Source organism: Pseudobdellovibrionaceae bacterium, from assembly GCA_023954155.1.
In the GTDB taxonomy this organism is placed as follows: domain Bacteria; phylum Bdellovibrionota; class Bdellovibrionia; order Bdellovibrionales; family UBA1609; genus JAMLIO01.
This window is the reverse complement of the sequence record JAMLIO010000002.1, coordinates 56,252-71,415: the sequence shown is the minus strand read 5'-3', so window position 1 is coordinate 71,415 and position 15,164 is coordinate 56,252. Positions and strand designations below refer to the sequence as shown.

Here is a 15,164-nt window from a genome sequence, read left to right as displayed (position 1 = left end):
AGAGCATACTTAAAGGGGGAAAAGAATGCGATTTAACTTGCTAACAAGTTTCTATCTTATTTTATCGCTTGCTGGGACAAGTGCGTTTGCCAAAGTCACAAATACAAATAATGAAGCTGCACTGATCAGCCATCTAGAGCAGGTGGCATCCAACAGCCATCACTCGGTCAGTTACAGCTCAGCTCGCAAAGACCTTTTAGGTGATCTTTACTTAGAACGCACAAATAACACGTACTTCATCACTGATGTGTATTGTGAAAAGGAGTACCGCGCTCCTGGGCCAGGTAAAGTTCCCAATAACGCTGTCATCAATGTGGAACACACTTGGCCTCAAAGTAAATTTGGGGGCCGTGACCGCAGAATGCAAAAGTCTGACTTACATCATTTGTTTCCCACAGATTCAGAGCTTAACAGCATCCGAGGGAACCATCCCTTCGGTATTGTTGAACAGCCCACAAAAGTTTTAAAATGCCAAACCTCAAAAATTGGTAGAAACGCTCAAGGACAATTGGTATTTGAACCACCCGCTGCTCACAAAGGCAATGTAGCGCGTGCTTTATTTTACTTTTCTATTCGCTACGGTTTAAAAATTGACGCCACCCAAGAAGCAGTATTACGTCAGTGGCACGAAGAAGACCCCGTAGATTACGAAGAGATTGAGCGCAACACAGAGATTTCTCAGATTCAAGGCAACATCAATCCATTTATTGAGCATCCTGAATACGTGAATGCCATTTCTGATTTTTAGGCTTTACGAGCTATCACGATCATTGTGATCCGACCACTGGAAGTGAGTTCAGCACTAGAGTTTCTCACTTCCACATCCCAAACCTGAGTGGACCTTCCGATATGAACCGCCTTTGAGCGCGCAGTGATGGTCTCGCCAATTCTTATTGCTTTTAAATGATTCATAGATACAGATACACCCATGGCTGTTGACGTAGCACCATCAATCTGTGCGTAAGCTGAAATACTACCTACAGTTTCTAAAAGTGCTAAAGCAAGCCCCCCATTGGCGATACCACCTGGACGCGAGTGTCTGTCAGAGACCTCTACCTTCACTTCAAGCCCGTCTTCATAAGCCGTTAAAAATTCAACTCCTAGAGTTTGTGACAGACCATTTTGAAAGCTCTGTTTTAATGCCTCTTCGTGTCCTCTAAAGTCTTTACATTTTGCCATGGTCACCTCTCGCCTTTATTTTTGTTTACCCTATCTTTAAGCTGATTTTAAAGTCTCAATTTTAAACACTCTCAAACAATGAGTGGCTCTATATGCCTTCTCTCAATTCACCACAAAGACATCTTGGTTTTAAACGCTTTTAAAGTCACCATACAGACACCTACTGTTTCGGCTTTCTTATTCCAACATACCTTACGACTTAAGTCTTGTTTAAAATCACCGATAAAACTGTATGAACAAAGAGGTGTCCATGAGTCAATATGATACAGAAGGTTTATACGGGTTTTTATCATCAACTCCAGAAAAAGGCTTAAGAAGTATGTTAGTGGACGGCACTTTTACTGAACCCCACTTCAATATTTTAATGAAAGTAGTCCGCGTCTGCAACGCCAATCAATTTGCCATCAATTTCGAAGGCAACCAGTTTCCAAAAATTCGCTTTAATGAAAAAGAAGCCAAGTTAAAAGAAAGCTTTTGGAAGGCCTGCGAAAAGTGCTTTTTAGATCGAGGAATACTATTCCCAGCTGTGAAAAAAACTGCTGCTTAATTTTGACCCCACTTTAGTTTTAGTGAGCAAGCCCGCAGAACCAAATTCTGGGGGCTTTATTACATTATAGTCTTTCATTTTTTAACGCTGAAGAGAAGGTGGGACGCGATCACTCAAGTGAACAGTAAAGATTTCTATTTTTCCCAAATGCTAAGATCACCATAAGAAAACAAACGAAACTTATTTTCTATAGCCCATTCGTAGGCACTCATCACTTCTTTATACCCTGCCATAGCCGACACCAAGCAGATCAATGTGGAGCCAGGCTGATGAAAGTTGGTCAGAAGGCCATCGCAAACTAGGAACTCGTCTCCTGGTTTTAAAAACAAGTTCGTAAAACCATGCACGCTGTCTTTGGTAGATTCTACAGCTATAGATACTTTTTCTGTTGCATCCCTCTCTGTGGTCAGTTTTTGAAGATGTCCCCTAGGGTAAGATTCTAAAGCGCGTAAGGCTGTGGTGCCTAACGCCCATACTCTTCCCCCTCGGGCCTTAGTCTCTTCAATCAGCATTAAGGTATGTTTGGGAATTTCGACAAATTCCGAGTGCATTTCGTGTTCGTTTAAATCCTCTGCTGTGATCGGCAAGAAGGTGCCAAGGCCCACGTGCAAGATCACCTCTGCAATTTGAATTTTATTTTGCAAAGCTTTTAAATCTTCTTTGGAAAAATGCAAGCTGGCTGTAGGCGCAGCTAAACTTCCAGGCACTTCAGCCCAACTGGTTTGATACCACTGCTTATCTTCTGCTAAAGGTTTTCTCTCTCCACGGGCCTGTTGGATATAAGGGGGTAAAGCAAAGCTTCCATATTGAGCAAAATACTCTTCTGTCAGTTCTACGTTAGTTTGTACCACTTGCGGACGGCCTTTTTGTTTTAGAGTCAAAATCACCCCGTCAGGCAAATTCCACTGACTGCCTACATGAAATTTTTTAGCAGGGAAAAGCACTTCCCAAGTATGAGAGTCTAAAGCATTCAGAAACAAAATATCAAACTCCCCCACAAAGAGTCGTCGAGGCAGCACTTGGGTTTTATTGATCACTAGAAGGTCCCCCTCGCGAAACACTTGAGCTATGTCTGAAAAAGCGATCTCTTGGGGGGCTTTGTCTTTTTGTTTCCATAACACACGAGGAGGTTTTTGTGGTCGAACGGCCACAAGCTCTTCGGGATAATCAAACATCAAATCTGATTTGGTCAGGCTCAAATTGGGCTCCAAGACAGGGTTACACTATGATTTTTACCTTATGGCTTTGATCTCATTGACAGGCAATGAAAAAAACCACTAGTGTCATTGTACGTAAGGATAAGGAGATCCTAATGTCTGTGTTTTTTACAAATCTAATCGCCTTAGCACTGATTCTTATGCCTGCTCATGTGGCTTTTGCGTTTAAAAGACATTCCCACTCCACTCTGCCTGCGGCGACAACACCCACAAGTACTAATTCGCATTTTTGCAAATGTGATACAGAAGGCGATCGCTTTATGCTTGTGCGCGTAGACATTTCTGGCGGGCAAAAGCACGAGACCAAAGTGCGCGACTATCTCAGAAGCACCCACACCCTTGCACAATGTGAAGATGGGATTGTGAATCATCCTTCGTGTAAGTGAATTTAAATTTGACTGGTCTTAAACTCATGATATAGCTTCAAGCCTACGTGAATGCGCCGGTGGTGGAATTGGTAGACACGCCAGCTTGAGGGGCTGGTCCTGGCAACGGGGTGAAGGTTCAAGTCCTTTTCGGCGCACCAAATGTCAAGATCTGCGAACCAGCATAGCTAAAAAAATCAAAATCTTTTAAATCTCTCGAAACGCTCCCCTTACATAAGGCATTGTAGCCTCGGCTTTGTCCCAATTTCAAGTATGGGGACAAAATGTCCCGATACTATTCTGCCTGTCTCAATTAGCCTATATTTAACCTGAAGTGCATCTCTCGTACCAGCCCAAGACTAAAGACAAGATTGACTTACAATCAGCAACAAAGAAGATATAGATATGTATAAAAAGTTAAATGCACTTTGTTTGATTGCAAGCAGCTTCATCCTCACTTCTTGTGGCGGTGGCAAAACCAAAACATGCAGTATCGCAGAGGCTTTTCCTATGGATTACAAAGTGACCACTGATGGTCTAGGTGAACCGCAAGCCCTTCATATTTATGGCGCCAGCGAAACCTATGGAGCTAAACTGTATCTCTTTCCTTGGGCTCCTCATGCAGAACCACATACTGGCCACCCTGGAGAAGATATTAAAGCCAATATGTTGGGACATTTTATTTATAGCCCCACCCAACCAGAAATCACTGTACTCGTAGATAGTAACGGAAACGGCACTTGTGAACCAGGAGAAACTTGTGGTGTACATAAAGGGATTATCCGTAGCCGCTTACCTTATTATCGCGCCCCAAAAGATAATTTTAAAATCACAAGGGTGGCATTAAGTCGTATTCAAACTGGCACAATTGATGGAGGAGGAAACTCTTATTTGGATACAGGTAATCACTGGGACATTGAGGGCGAAGTGTGTCAATATCACTACCGTTTTGGTCATGTGGGCTGGGTAGGTGAAGACCTAAAAAATGCTATGTTACATCAAGGACTACCTAATCCCGATACTTATTCAGCACCCTTAGGTGTAAACTTATTAAATAAACCCATTACTCTAAATAAAGGCCAAACTGTGGCCATCCCTCAAATTCTGGTGCGTGAAATACCAGGTCACCCCAATTTTGTGGAAACAAATGCTCGGGCTCAAATTGAATTTCCAACCAGAAATCTTAAGAGTGGTCACAGTGAACCCATTTATAAGTGGTTGTCAGCAGAAGTCCAAACCCTCTTTAGAAAGATCATGCACAAAGAAATGCAAGACCTCACATCGTCTTATTATGCTTCTGCTTTTGATTGGTTGTATCTCGCAGAATCTGATCTTTATACTGTTTCTTTCGCAAATAGATCTAAATATTCAGGGCTTACAGATAATGCCCAAGCTTGGTTTGAAAAATCATATTCAGGTCCGTCTTGCAGTGCCGCGCCTGGGTCAGCCAATAGAGAGCTGTGTAACGACACCTTTAATGTTTGGCCGATTAGTAAAGCTTCAGCCCTATACAATCCTTCACTTTACGAATCAGGCGTTACTTTTTTAGCATTTAAAAGCCAACTCAAAAACCCTGTAGATGTGGATTATTTTTTCAGAGGTGAAGTTTTGTCCCCTATTGATAACTTTGAAAAATCTGGCACAGCTTTAATAAAATGGCGACTGCAAAGCAGTTGGATTCCTCTCGCTTTACCTATTTATCAAAAATTAACTTATCACTTAAACTCAAGTTCTCATATTTTAAAAATTCATTGGGGTGTGGAAGACACCAACCGTAGCACCATTGAGTCCACACCCGATCCCGTTGATCCTAAAGATTTACCCTGTGATGGCGTAAACATAGTCTGCTATAACCACGACTTTCCTCAAGACGGGCAATATCGTCCTGGATTTTAAAAGCACACTAATACTATTCCCATTTCTGCGTTTTTAGTGAATGATAGAAGTATGACTCATCAAAAAATTGCTCCAGGTGTTGAAATTTGGACCCAAGACTTAAAGCTTATGGGTATTGAGCTGGGTACACGAATGACTGTGATTGATCTAGATAAACAAGGCACTCTGTTTGTTCATTCTCCCGTAAAACTGACCGAAGAGATTCGTGCACAGCTTGATGCCATGGGACGAGTCACTTATGTTGTGGCCCCAAACAAATGGCACCATCTTTTTATCAACGATTTTCGAAACGCATATCCACAAGCACAATTTTTTTGTGCGCCAGGTTTGGAAACCAAGCGATCTGATTTCATCTTTGATAGAATAATCACAGATGATCCCTCTTTACCATGGAATCCCATGATCGAACATCTCCTTGTTCAAGGGGCACCGATGTTCAATGAAGTGGCTTTCTTTCATGGAAATAGCCGTACTTTGATTTTGACCGACACAGCCTTACATGTTTGCGAAGGCACATCGTGGAGAACTAAACTTTTTTTTAGTGCCATAGGTAGCTTTGGCAAATTTGGATTATCACGATTAGAAAAGTGGTTACTCATTAAAGATAGAAAAAAATTCCAAGCTTCAATGGAAAAGATCAGCCAATGGGATTTTGACCGTGTGATTGTAGCCCATGGTCACATTCTCCCTACTGATGGAAAGAGCGCTTTCGTTGCGGCGTATCTCTAATTTTTAGTGATCGGTTGCTTTTGAAGATCTTTAGTCAAAGACATAACAAACTTTGTGACCTGGTGGGTTTGGTGCCACGCTTTTTTGACCGTTTTAAATCGTTTGTTTTTAAGAGCAAATATCGTGTATGACCCTGTTATATTTACTTCTCGTAAATATATGTAAATAGCATCATTGGTCCAACAAAAAGCAAGTCTAAGTTCAGGGAATTTTTTACGAGCCTTGGCTGCAAGTACAACTAGGGATTTGGCTTGTGGGGAATGAATGTCGCCTTCGACAATCAAATCCTCAAAGGCCTTATTGGGCTCTTGCTGCATTATATATTTTAACTTAGCTCTATTCTCCTGATTTCTATCATGCGCCAGTCTATGACCGACAACCCAGCCTCCAAGGATTAAGACTAATGCTCCTCCAGCTATCCGCGCAGCTAGAAATTCTCCCATTAAAAAAAAGTAAGTGGTAGATGTAGTAAGTGCAAATAAAATCATAAAAATAAATCCTACAAGAAGGAAACTCTCCCAACCTTTTACTTCCATAAGAGGGGTCATTTCTTTTCCAAATACATTGATTTTATTTTTATTTGGCATTCCACTCAGTTTAACTATAACTCCAATCTCTACAGCCATTTCAGGATCAGAAGCTTTTTCTGGACGCACCATAGTCTCCACCTGCCAATAGCAGATGGGAAATGAGTCCAACTTTGCTTCAACTTTTAGCCTAGGTTGCGCATAACAATTACCTAATATGAATAGCTTACCCGTAAGACCAAGGGAATCCACTTCTACCCTTTCTTCTCTAGCTCTATCTGATTTACTGCTGTCAGATATAATGGAGCCAGGATAAATCTGTTGAATATAATGATGCAGGTCCTTTTTCTTAAGCTCGAATGCAAACATGTTGTAAGTTTCCTTTTAAAAGACTCATCTTAATAGCTTATATAAGAACGCTTAGTATTTCTATAAAAAAGGGAGCGAAAAATTCGGCTCCCTTTTATTGATGTCAGTTAAATATGAAATTTTTAGATTTTAATCAACTATAAGCTCACAAGTAGATTCATCAAGTAACTTAGTTCTTTTCAAGTCCATCTGAGGCGACAAGCCGTTGCGCTCAACTACAAAGAACTTTTTTTCGATGAGCTAGTTTGAGTTAGTGATTGAGAATTGTTTCTTTTTAAATCCCGCACCTACGATTTCTGTGCTGACTGCAAGGTTAGATTGAGATATTTCTCTTTGATTACGAACAGCCATTAGAAGTTCATAGGCTTTGTCTTGCGAAGTCTCCACAACAAACTCTGTGTATTGAGCATTCGTTTCCACTTGCGCATTAGGTAAAATAGAGAAAATAACCTTCTCCATCACGCTTTTTGATTGAGCTGAATCTACATCGTAAGCGTTAATATACACCTTATGTATTAGATTTTTTTTGATAGCAGCAATTTGTTGACTGTACTTTTTGATAATGGCTTCTTGCTCACGCTCTAGATCGCAGATCTCTTTGAGGTTCTTTTCATTGACAGTTCTAGGGGTAATATAATCATTGTTTGGATTTTCATCACAAAATTGCGATGCGAATGCAGAAGAAAAGGCAAAAGCCAATTGAGGGACAAAAATCGTTACAAGTAAAACTCTTAAACTCAACATATTGAGACTCCTTTTGGGTTCTTTTTAATTTAAAGATGACCCGCGATCCTGTGCAAAACTTTAGCCAACAATTTGGGTTTAGATGCCATATATTGCCCCTTAAAGGCCCAAAAGTAGACTTCAGGAAATTTGTTAAAAACAACTTTTTTTCATCACATTATCATCAAGTCTTTTAAAGCCATCTGGAGCACAATAGTAATGTAGATAGGAGTGGCCCCATTAAAGCCAACTTTATATACACCTAAGTAAGATTCGTGTGGGGCCATCTAAAAAAGGAGGCCCAAAATGAACGAAAAAGAACAAACCCATGTCCTTGCAAAATTCATCATGCCCATAGCACTGGTGATACTCCCTGTTTTGACATTTTTTTCGCTTTATTACTTCTATAGGACTCACGAAAACAACGTCAGCTGGGCAGAGATGCTATTTGTACCTACCAGTGTGTTTTTCATTGGTGCTGGCGTGTGCTGCTTCTTCATCACCATCTGGTGGTTTAGGCACACCATTAACTTTCAACATAGAGGTAAATAAAACCTTGCCAAATCAAATAAAAACGCTATAAAAGCCCATTTTTGCCACGTCTCTCCCCTTATAAAGCGGGGGATGTGGCACTAGTTTTGAAGACAAGGCCAGATGAAGGAGCTTTAATGCGTTTTGGGGTCATAAACCTATGTGTTTTTCTAATCAGTTTGAGCTTCTTATCCCACGTACAGGCAAGTCCCTTGTGTGTCCCATTTTTATCCTCTGAACAGGCTGTATCTCCCCAACAGAATTTAATCATGGAAATGCAAATTCGATTTTTAAAAATAGAACAAGGTTTACAAACCGCTGGCCCACAAACTCAAAGACAAGTGCAAAAATTGATGAATCGACTTGAAGAGCTGGTGAATGAATTTATCAAAAAAGGCGATCTGAATGACAAAGATATGGAACGCCTTATGAAGTACACCACTGAAATTGATGCCTTTGAAAAAAAGTTTGCAGAGCTTGTAGACATCAATATGGTTCCTGTTACAGAATTGCATCGCTATCTTTTTACAACCGAGCCCCTCTTCCCTCAATTGACCTACAACTCTGTTATTCCTGAACTAGGTCCAGTGCGAGTGACCTTTAGTAAAGAAGTTGCTGACCTTTTTAACCAAACCGACAGCATATACCGCAAGAGCGTATTCCCTCTTATCTTTCGTGGTTTAGTTAAAAAACAAGGACAAAATGGCATTAAAGCTTTCACGGGTGGTCATGCTGTAGAAAAAGAGATAAATGGAGTCGTATATAAACTGATGGAGCTCAAAAAACTGGGAAATGAAGGCCGTATCATTCTTATTAGCACTTCCACTGGTGAGTTGCATTTTTATAAATTCATCGGCAATCATCACCGCATAGACTATTTGGCCAAAGAAGACTTTATTAAAAACTTTTTAAATAATCATAATTAAGTCAAAAACTATTGCGCTTCACTTAAACACTTTAAAATCTGAGCCCCATAATGCTCAATCTTAGTTTGGCCTAAACCATATACTGTTTCTAATTCATCTAAACCTTGAGGGTTTTTATTAGAAATATCCACAAGTGTCTTATTACTAAAAACAATAAACGCAGGCATATCATGATTTTTTGCAAACACACGGCGCCACTCTTTAAGTTTATCGTGACGGGCTTTGGCTTCGGCATCTTTAAGAACCATGCCTTGCAGTTCTTCTTTTTTCTTTTTACTGACTTTTTTAACTAGTTTTTTTCGAGGTAAAGCTTCAGGATATTTTTTTAGCTCTGACTCTGGAGCGCACACATCGCAGTGATTACAAAAGTCTTTTCTTTCTGTATCTTTGAAGTAAGTCAGAATGCCAGCATGACGACACTCTCCCCCTTCAATAAAGTGGGTCAACGCATTTAACCCTTCCCATCTGCGGCTTAAAACACTTTGTGCCGCCTTGGAAGAGTGAATAAAGAAGGACTGCAAACCTTTATCTTTTTTAGCGTAAAGCAAAAGACAGGTTGCTGGTTCACCGTCTCGCCCTGCCCGTCCCATCTCTTGATAAAAGGATTCTATATTTGCGGGCATCTGGTAATGCACTACAAGTCTGACGTCAGGATAATCTATCCCCATACCAAAAGCGTTGGTCGAACATAGAATACGAATTTCATTACGGGCAATTTTATCTTGCGTGCTTTTACGCATCTCTGTATCAAGCCCCGCATGGTAATAGGACACTTGATCAAACTGTGCACTTAGCCAATCTGCCAGCTGTTCAGTTTGTTTTCTTGTTCCACAATAAATAAGAATTTTACCCGCAGGTGTTTGTTTTACTGCCCCTAACAAGTAAGCAAGCTTATCATCTTCGTCCTCGCACAATTCCACTTGATAATATAAATTAGACCGATAAAAACCGTACACATGGCGACTGGCATCAGGCATTTTCAGTTGCTGACAAATGTCTTCTAGAACTTCTGGCGTGGCCGTAGCTGTTAAAGCTAAAAGTGGGACATCAGGCATGAGTTGACGTAAAATTTTAAGCTTATGATAATCCTCACGGAAATCAGGCCCCCACTGCGACACACAATGAGCTTCATCAATGGCAAATAAAACTACATTCTGCTCTTGAATCCATGGCCCAAAGCCAGGGTTTTGAACACGTTCAGGTGATAAATATAAAATATAGGTGTCAGAGGCTGCAATATCATGAAACACTTGTTTTTTATCTTCAAAAGACTGGCCCGAATACAAACATCCTGCAGGTATCCCCAGCTTTTGTAATTGTTCAACTTGATCTTTCATCAACGCAATCAAAGGGCTTACGACAATCACTAGGCCCTGCAAATGAAGTGCAGGCAACTGATAACACAAGGACTTCCCACCACCAGTAGGCATCACAGCGACCGTGTCCTGACCTTTAAGAATGGACGCCAAGATTTCCTCTTGACCCTTCCTGAATTTTTTTAAATTAAAGTACGACAACATCTGATGCATCATTAACCCCGCTCTTTGCGATCTCTGCAAGGAGCCACCCATCCCAAAACGTAAAGAGAGAGCCTTAAGACCTCTCTCTTTTTCTTTTTGCGGACATCATCGGACCACAGTTCTTTAGGGTTGGCTAGAATTTATGACTCTTTTATAAAATGACTTTGGTCATCATAGTCTAAGCCCCTATTACTAGGGGTTTGAGGCGTGGTAGAGGTAAATCAAAGCGCCATTTTTTAAGCGATTGATCACAGAATCTTTACGCGACATGGTCACTGCAGGACAACCTTGACTGCGTCCCATTTTAGCTAGGGAAGGGTCAACATAACTTGCACCGTGGATCACGATCGCACGACTGCGCACACGGCTGTTTCTAGATTCCAAACCATCCAAGCGCAAAGAGTAGCCGCGTTTACCGTAATAAGTTTCTGCTGATTTCACAAAACCTAATGAAGACTGATGCGAGCCACTCACATTAGAAAAACTTTCCGCATAGCCATCATGATTTTTATCAGAACCTGAACCATGCGACACATGCAACTGCTCCACACTTCCATCTACTAGGTCAATAATATAAAGTCTTTTGCGGCCTGAATGCTGTGTGAAATCCACAATCGCCATATATCTTTTATTAGAAAATTTAGATTTATTAGCATCAAAGTAGTCCACTGCACGATTTAGAGCATCCGCACTGACATTTGAGTTTTTCAAAACTTTATCCACCAAACGCATACGCTCGTTGTTTGTGGTATCTTCGTTAAGGTGATCTTCCAAATCTGGATCTTCTTCGTTTTGTGAATTAGAGTTGTCGTCTGTATTAGAATCCTCTTCACCTGGTTGTTCAGAACTTAAATCACGTTCTGCGGTTTGGTCTTCGCCCACCATACGACCAGATAATGAATCATCCAAATCACATGCTGCTAGAAGCGATATTGACGTACATACAATAAGTATTTTTAAAAACTTCTTCATACTTAGCTCCCCTTTTCTTGCTGCCACACCTTAGTTCGGTAGCAGGAGGAGCAAGACCAAGGTCTCTGGCGGATAAAACACACCTAGACTTTGATCTCTGGGGATACAGGTCTGATCCTCACCTGAAGTATTTTGAAACTGTATAAATTTTCGACTGATTGCTCTTGCATTTACCCCCAGACGGTCCTGGGTTAAAATGAGACATTCAAAATTTGAGGGAGAAAACAGATGAAACTTTATTATTATGACCATTGCCCTTATTGCGTTAAGGCTCGCATGATCTTTGGACTTAAAAATGTACCTGTGGAGCTTGAAGCTTTAGACAACGATGATGAAAAAACACCGATTGATCTTATTGGTCAAAAGATGGTTCCTATTCTGATCAAAGAGGATAAAACCCCTATGCCAGAAAGTTTGGATATCATTAAATTTATTGATGAAAACTATGGGGAAAAAAGAATCGTCACTTACGACAGCCCCCGTCCCGAAATCGCACAGTGGCTCCAAGGCTCACGCCAGTACACCTACCACCTTGCTATGCCCCGTTGGACCCAAATGCCTTTACCCGAATTTCAAACCGAATCCGCACGCCAATACTTCCAAACCAAAAAAGAAAAACAAAGCATCGGCCCCTTTACCGAAGCCCTAAAAAACACAAACACATATATCGAACTCGCCACAAAATCATTAACCCAACTTGAAAGCTTTATGGATAACAACGCTAATCTTTACAATCTTGGTGAGCAAGTTCACATCGACGACTTCCACGTGTTCTCCACTTTAAGAAGCCTCACCGCAGTCAGCGACTTAAACTTCCCAAAAAAAGTAAGCCAATACACACAAAGAATGGCCGATCGCTCTAAAATCGATTTGTATATCGACAGAGCCTTATAGCCCAAGCGGGGGTGGCCCGTTGGGGTTGTGGATTTAGTTTTATATATACTCAAAATACTCAGACAGTGACGTTTGGCATAGCTTTGCATTCGCAAAACTACGCCAAGCCGAACTCGCATTTCGACCATATATATGAATTCTAACTCTAAAATCTAAGCTCAAATTCAAACTCAATAACCCCAGACAAATGAGGCTAGGAATAAGTTTATTGATCTGTTGGTGCGGAATGATGCTTACTCATCATCATGACTTATTAAAAAAGCGCTACCGATCTTTCCTTGTATTTTGATCAAAAGAAAATCTAGTATTCGGTCATTACTTTCATTATTGTAGGAAGATTTATTTTTTAGTGAAGTATCTCGTTTGAGTGCTTGAATGTTGATAGGGCTTTGTATTGTGTGTCTTTGTGAATTTGGTTTGGAATTTAGAATTTAGAATTTAGAATTAAAATTTGAAGATATATGGTCGAAATGCGAGTTCGGCTTGGCGTTATTTTGCGAACGCAAAATCATGCCAAACGTCATGTCTGAGCATTTTGAGTATATATCTTCAAATTTTAATTCTAAATTCTAAATTCCAAACCAAATTCACAAAGACACACAATACAAAGGCCATCCGAACGTGAAAGCGGTTCAAAGTGGGTTAAGAATCTGTTAGGGGTGGGTAATTTTTTCTATAACTATGATGAGTGGCTTTGGGGCGGTTGACTTCATTTAGGAGGATGGTAGTCGTGGACGTAGTTTTTGGGGGAAACAGTGCTAGGCAGAACACTTGTCATTGCAGGACTTGCGATCATAGCCTTCGTGGCGTTTCAAAGATATTGTGGTTTAGATTCTGGTCGCACTTATAGTCCTCCCATCTTACATTCAAAAATAGAAAATAATGACCCATCTTCTTTAAATAAAGATGGAGCGGTGGTGAATGAGGGCTCTTTGGTGTCTCAAGATCAGGATTCTATTTTACGTTCAGACACTTTAGACGACACAGTGTCTCTGGCCAGTGAAAGTGCTCAGGGACAAGGTACGGTAAGTGAGTCACCATCTGTTGAGCGTATTCTTGTAGATTTTGAGCAGCTCAATGATAGAACAGAGTCGCAAGCGGAATCTCGTTTTGGCAAAAGTTATAAGTTAGTGGCAGAGGGTGTTGAGGTGTCTTCGACACCTACAGTTTATCAAGTGAACTTTTTGCGTGGGGTTAAAGATGTGGTTTCAGTCATTGTAGTGGGACAAGACGGAGAAGTGAATTTAGAAGCTATGAAGTTCAATGATCAGGCGTCTAAAACCTTATCTGCACAACAAAAACTCTTTGCTCAAGACTGGATTCGAAGTGAAGAGTCCTTTGCAAAATTAGAATCTATGGAGCTTCGGGCTCAAACAGATAAATCAGGATCGTTTAATATTTATATACAAGTGATGGGGGACAAATGAAAAAAGTGATATTTTTTCTCACCGTATTATTCTTTACACTTTCTGCTCAAGCTCAAGTTTGGGTGGCGCAAAAATCTTGGAACTCGGTATGGCAAGATCGATATGCCCAGTGGATTGCCAGCAAAGTGGGGCCACAGTTTTTTAAAGAACTGGGTGGAGAGTACGCCAAGTTAAAAATGGACTGTGCCGATGCCCACTACGCTTTAAAAGTGTATTTCTCTTATCAAAATGGTTTAGACTTTGCGGTCAATGGGGGCAAGATCACCAATGCCACTACCAGATTTAATCATCTTAGTGGAGACAAAAAGATCGCGGCGTTTATTAACTTTCTATCTTCAAGTTTAGGGACAGAAAGTCTAGCTCATCAAGACACTTATCCGATAGCCGTTCGTGAAGTCGCTCCTGGGGATTTATTTATGTATAAAGTGGGAACAAACGGGAATTTTACTCGCCATACTTATATCGTGAAGAACATTAACGTGGATGGAACTTTTGATGTGCTTTACTCTACACAAGATCGCATGCACAAGGGTCTGCCTTTAAACCGTCATAAAAGTTATATGTTCACTAAAGCGCCACTCAACGGAGGCGTAGATAAAAACCATTGGGGATTTCGTCGCGCTAAACTGCCAAGTTTTGCTAGTGTTGCCCAAGAAAGTTTAAATTTTGCGGATTTTAGCCAGTACAGCCTAGCCCAAAAATTAGGTCAAATCGGGTTTTTCAGAGAAGTCAGACGCATTCATCAAACTGTAACTGAGTCTCCAAATATGATGACCAAAAGAAATTTTGATACTATTTGCAACGAAGTCAAAGATAGAGTGAGCATTGTCACTAATGCTGTGAAGTTTGTCAGAGGTGTAGGAGGTAGATGTTTAAACTACCAAGAGTATGACACCTACTCCACCCCAAGCCGTGATAGCGGAATCAGAGACAACTATCGCAACTTCGAATTAGATTACGCTTCTATCGTACAAAAAAATCAAAGCGCAAAAGTAGACGCCACTTTATTTAAAAACGCTTCCGTAATTTTCGCCAAAGGCACAATTTCAGGATCGCAGGCACAACAAGTCTATAAAGCCTGCCCAGTAAAAACAGGAGCAGGAGACGTCAATTTAGCTAGTTTCAAACAAGGACTCTTCGCAGGCAAAATCTCCTTCCACCCGAATGACAATGAAAGCCTAAGATGGGGCCTCTCAAATTCCGCACGCACTCGCTGCACAGAATTTTACGGCTACCCCAACTGATAAACGGCAAGCATAAGCTTGCTTTTTTGTGTCCGAAGTTTGGATTGATTTTCAATTTGGATTTGGAACTTAGAACTTGAATTTTCGTATATATGGTC

16 protein-coding genes and 1 tRNA gene are annotated in these 15,164 nt (G+C 40.8%); 11 read left to right on the top strand and 6 right to left on the bottom strand.

What is annotated here, in order from left to right; genetic code table 11:
* The first annotated feature begins 25 nt into the window (after window positions 1–25).
* Entirely contained in the window at window positions 26–748 is a 723-nt protein-coding gene (locus M9899_03115) for an endonuclease (protein MCO5113145.1), read from the top strand.
* On the opposite strand, the gene M9899_03110 is transcribed toward M9899_03115, so the two are convergent.
* Complete coding sequence (locus M9899_03110) at window positions 745–1,179, bottom strand: PaaI family thioesterase (GenBank protein MCO5113144.1); 435 nt, start codon at window positions 1,177–1,179, stop codon at window positions 745–747. The genes M9899_03115 and M9899_03110 overlap by 4 nt on opposite strands.
* Window positions 1,180–1,429: 250 nt before the next feature.
* Between M9899_03110 and M9899_03105 the strand changes: the two genes are divergently transcribed.
* On the top strand, window positions 1,430–1,726 hold the full coding sequence (locus M9899_03105; GenBank protein ID MCO5113143.1) for a hypothetical protein: 297 nt from the start codon (window positions 1,430–1,432) through the stop codon (window positions 1,724–1,726).
* Between the two features lie 134 nt (window positions 1,727–1,860).
* Here M9899_03105 and queA read toward each other — a convergent pair whose 3' ends face one another.
* Window positions 1,861–2,925: a tRNA preQ1(34) S-adenosylmethionine ribosyltransferase-isomerase QueA gene (gene queA, locus M9899_03100; protein ID MCO5113142.1), complete on the bottom strand. Its 1,065-nt coding sequence runs from the start codon at window positions 2,923–2,925 to the stop codon at window positions 1,861–1,863.
* A 113-nt stretch (window positions 2,926–3,038) separates the two neighbouring features.
* Between queA and M9899_03095 the strand changes: the two genes are divergently transcribed.
* The 4 genes from M9899_03095 to M9899_03080 all read left to right on the top strand — a co-directional run bounded on the left by M9899_03095 (window position 3,039) and on the right by M9899_03080 (window position 5,933).
* Complete coding sequence (locus M9899_03095; protein ID MCO5113141.1) at window positions 3,039–3,329, top strand: hypothetical protein; 291 nt, start codon at window positions 3,039–3,041, stop codon at window positions 3,327–3,329.
* Window positions 3,330–3,382: 53 nt separating this feature from the next.
* Window positions 3,383–3,469: transfer RNA gene (locus M9899_03090), tRNA-Leu, on the top strand.
* Window positions 3,470–3,713: 244 nt separating this feature from the next.
* Window positions 3,714–5,204: a hypothetical protein gene (locus tag M9899_03085; GenBank protein MCO5113140.1), complete on the top strand. Its 1,491-nt coding sequence runs from the start codon at window positions 3,714–3,716 to the stop codon at window positions 5,202–5,204.
* A gap of 51 nt (window positions 5,205–5,255) precedes the next feature.
* A complete protein-coding gene (locus M9899_03080; protein MCO5113139.1) occupies window positions 5,256–5,933 on the top strand; it encodes a DUF4336 domain-containing protein in 678 nt (225 codons plus the stop codon).
* Here the strand turns inward: M9899_03080 and M9899_03075 are convergent.
* On the bottom strand, window positions 5,930–6,829 hold the full coding sequence (locus tag M9899_03075) for a hypothetical protein (GenBank protein MCO5113138.1): 900 nt from the start codon (window positions 6,827–6,829) through the stop codon (window positions 5,930–5,932). The genes M9899_03080 and M9899_03075 overlap by 4 nt on opposite strands.
* Before the next feature lie 240 nt (window positions 6,830–7,069).
* Window positions 7,070–7,573: a hypothetical protein gene (locus tag M9899_03070; GenBank protein MCO5113137.1), complete on the bottom strand. Its 504-nt coding sequence runs from the start codon at window positions 7,571–7,573 to the stop codon at window positions 7,070–7,072.
* Between the two features lie 285 nt (window positions 7,574–7,858).
* Here M9899_03070 and M9899_03065 point away from each other — a divergent pair, with 285 nt between their 5' ends.
* The gene (locus tag M9899_03065) at window positions 7,859–8,104 is read left to right on the top strand and encodes a hypothetical protein (protein MCO5113136.1); all 246 of its coding nucleotides are present in this window, start codon (window positions 7,859–7,861) and stop codon (window positions 8,102–8,104) included.
* 248 nt (window positions 8,105–8,352) lie between these two features.
* On the top strand, window positions 8,353–9,009 hold the full coding sequence (locus M9899_03060) for a hypothetical protein (protein ID MCO5113135.1): 657 nt from the start codon (window positions 8,353–8,355) through the stop codon (window positions 9,007–9,009).
* Between the two features lie 8 nt (window positions 9,010–9,017).
* Here the strand turns inward: M9899_03060 and M9899_03055 are convergent, their stop codons facing one another.
* Together M9899_03055 and M9899_03050 are read right to left on the bottom strand one after the other, a co-directional pair.
* On the bottom strand, window positions 9,018–10,541 hold the full coding sequence (locus M9899_03055) for an ATP-dependent DNA helicase (protein ID MCO5113134.1): 1,524 nt from the start codon (window positions 10,539–10,541) through the stop codon (window positions 9,018–9,020).
* A 180-nt stretch (window positions 10,542–10,721) separates the two neighbouring features.
* The gene (locus tag M9899_03050; protein MCO5113133.1) at window positions 10,722–11,501 is read right to left on the bottom strand and encodes a murein L,D-transpeptidase catalytic domain family protein; all 780 of its coding nucleotides are present in this window, start codon (window positions 11,499–11,501) and stop codon (window positions 10,722–10,724) included.
* A 228-nt stretch (window positions 11,502–11,729) separates the two neighbouring features.
* Here M9899_03050 and grxB point away from each other — a divergent pair, with 228 nt between their 5' ends.
* The 3 genes from grxB (at window position 11,730) to M9899_03035 (ending at window position 15,066) form a co-directional block, all read left to right on the top strand.
* Complete coding sequence (gene grxB / locus M9899_03045; GenBank protein ID MCO5113132.1) at window positions 11,730–12,395, top strand: glutaredoxin 2; 666 nt, start codon at window positions 11,730–11,732, stop codon at window positions 12,393–12,395.
* Window positions 12,396–13,150: 755 nt separating this feature from the next.
* Window positions 13,151–13,822 (top strand): hypothetical protein, encoded by a 672-nt coding sequence (locus M9899_03040; GenBank protein MCO5113131.1) that lies wholly within the window; start codon window positions 13,151–13,153, stop codon window positions 13,820–13,822.
* A complete protein-coding gene (locus M9899_03035) occupies window positions 13,819–15,066 on the top strand; it encodes a hypothetical protein (GenBank protein ID MCO5113130.1) in 1,248 nt (415 codons plus the stop codon). The genes M9899_03040 and M9899_03035 overlap by 4 nt, the downstream gene beginning before the upstream one ends.
* The last annotated feature ends 98 nt before the right edge of the window (window positions 15,067–15,164 follow it).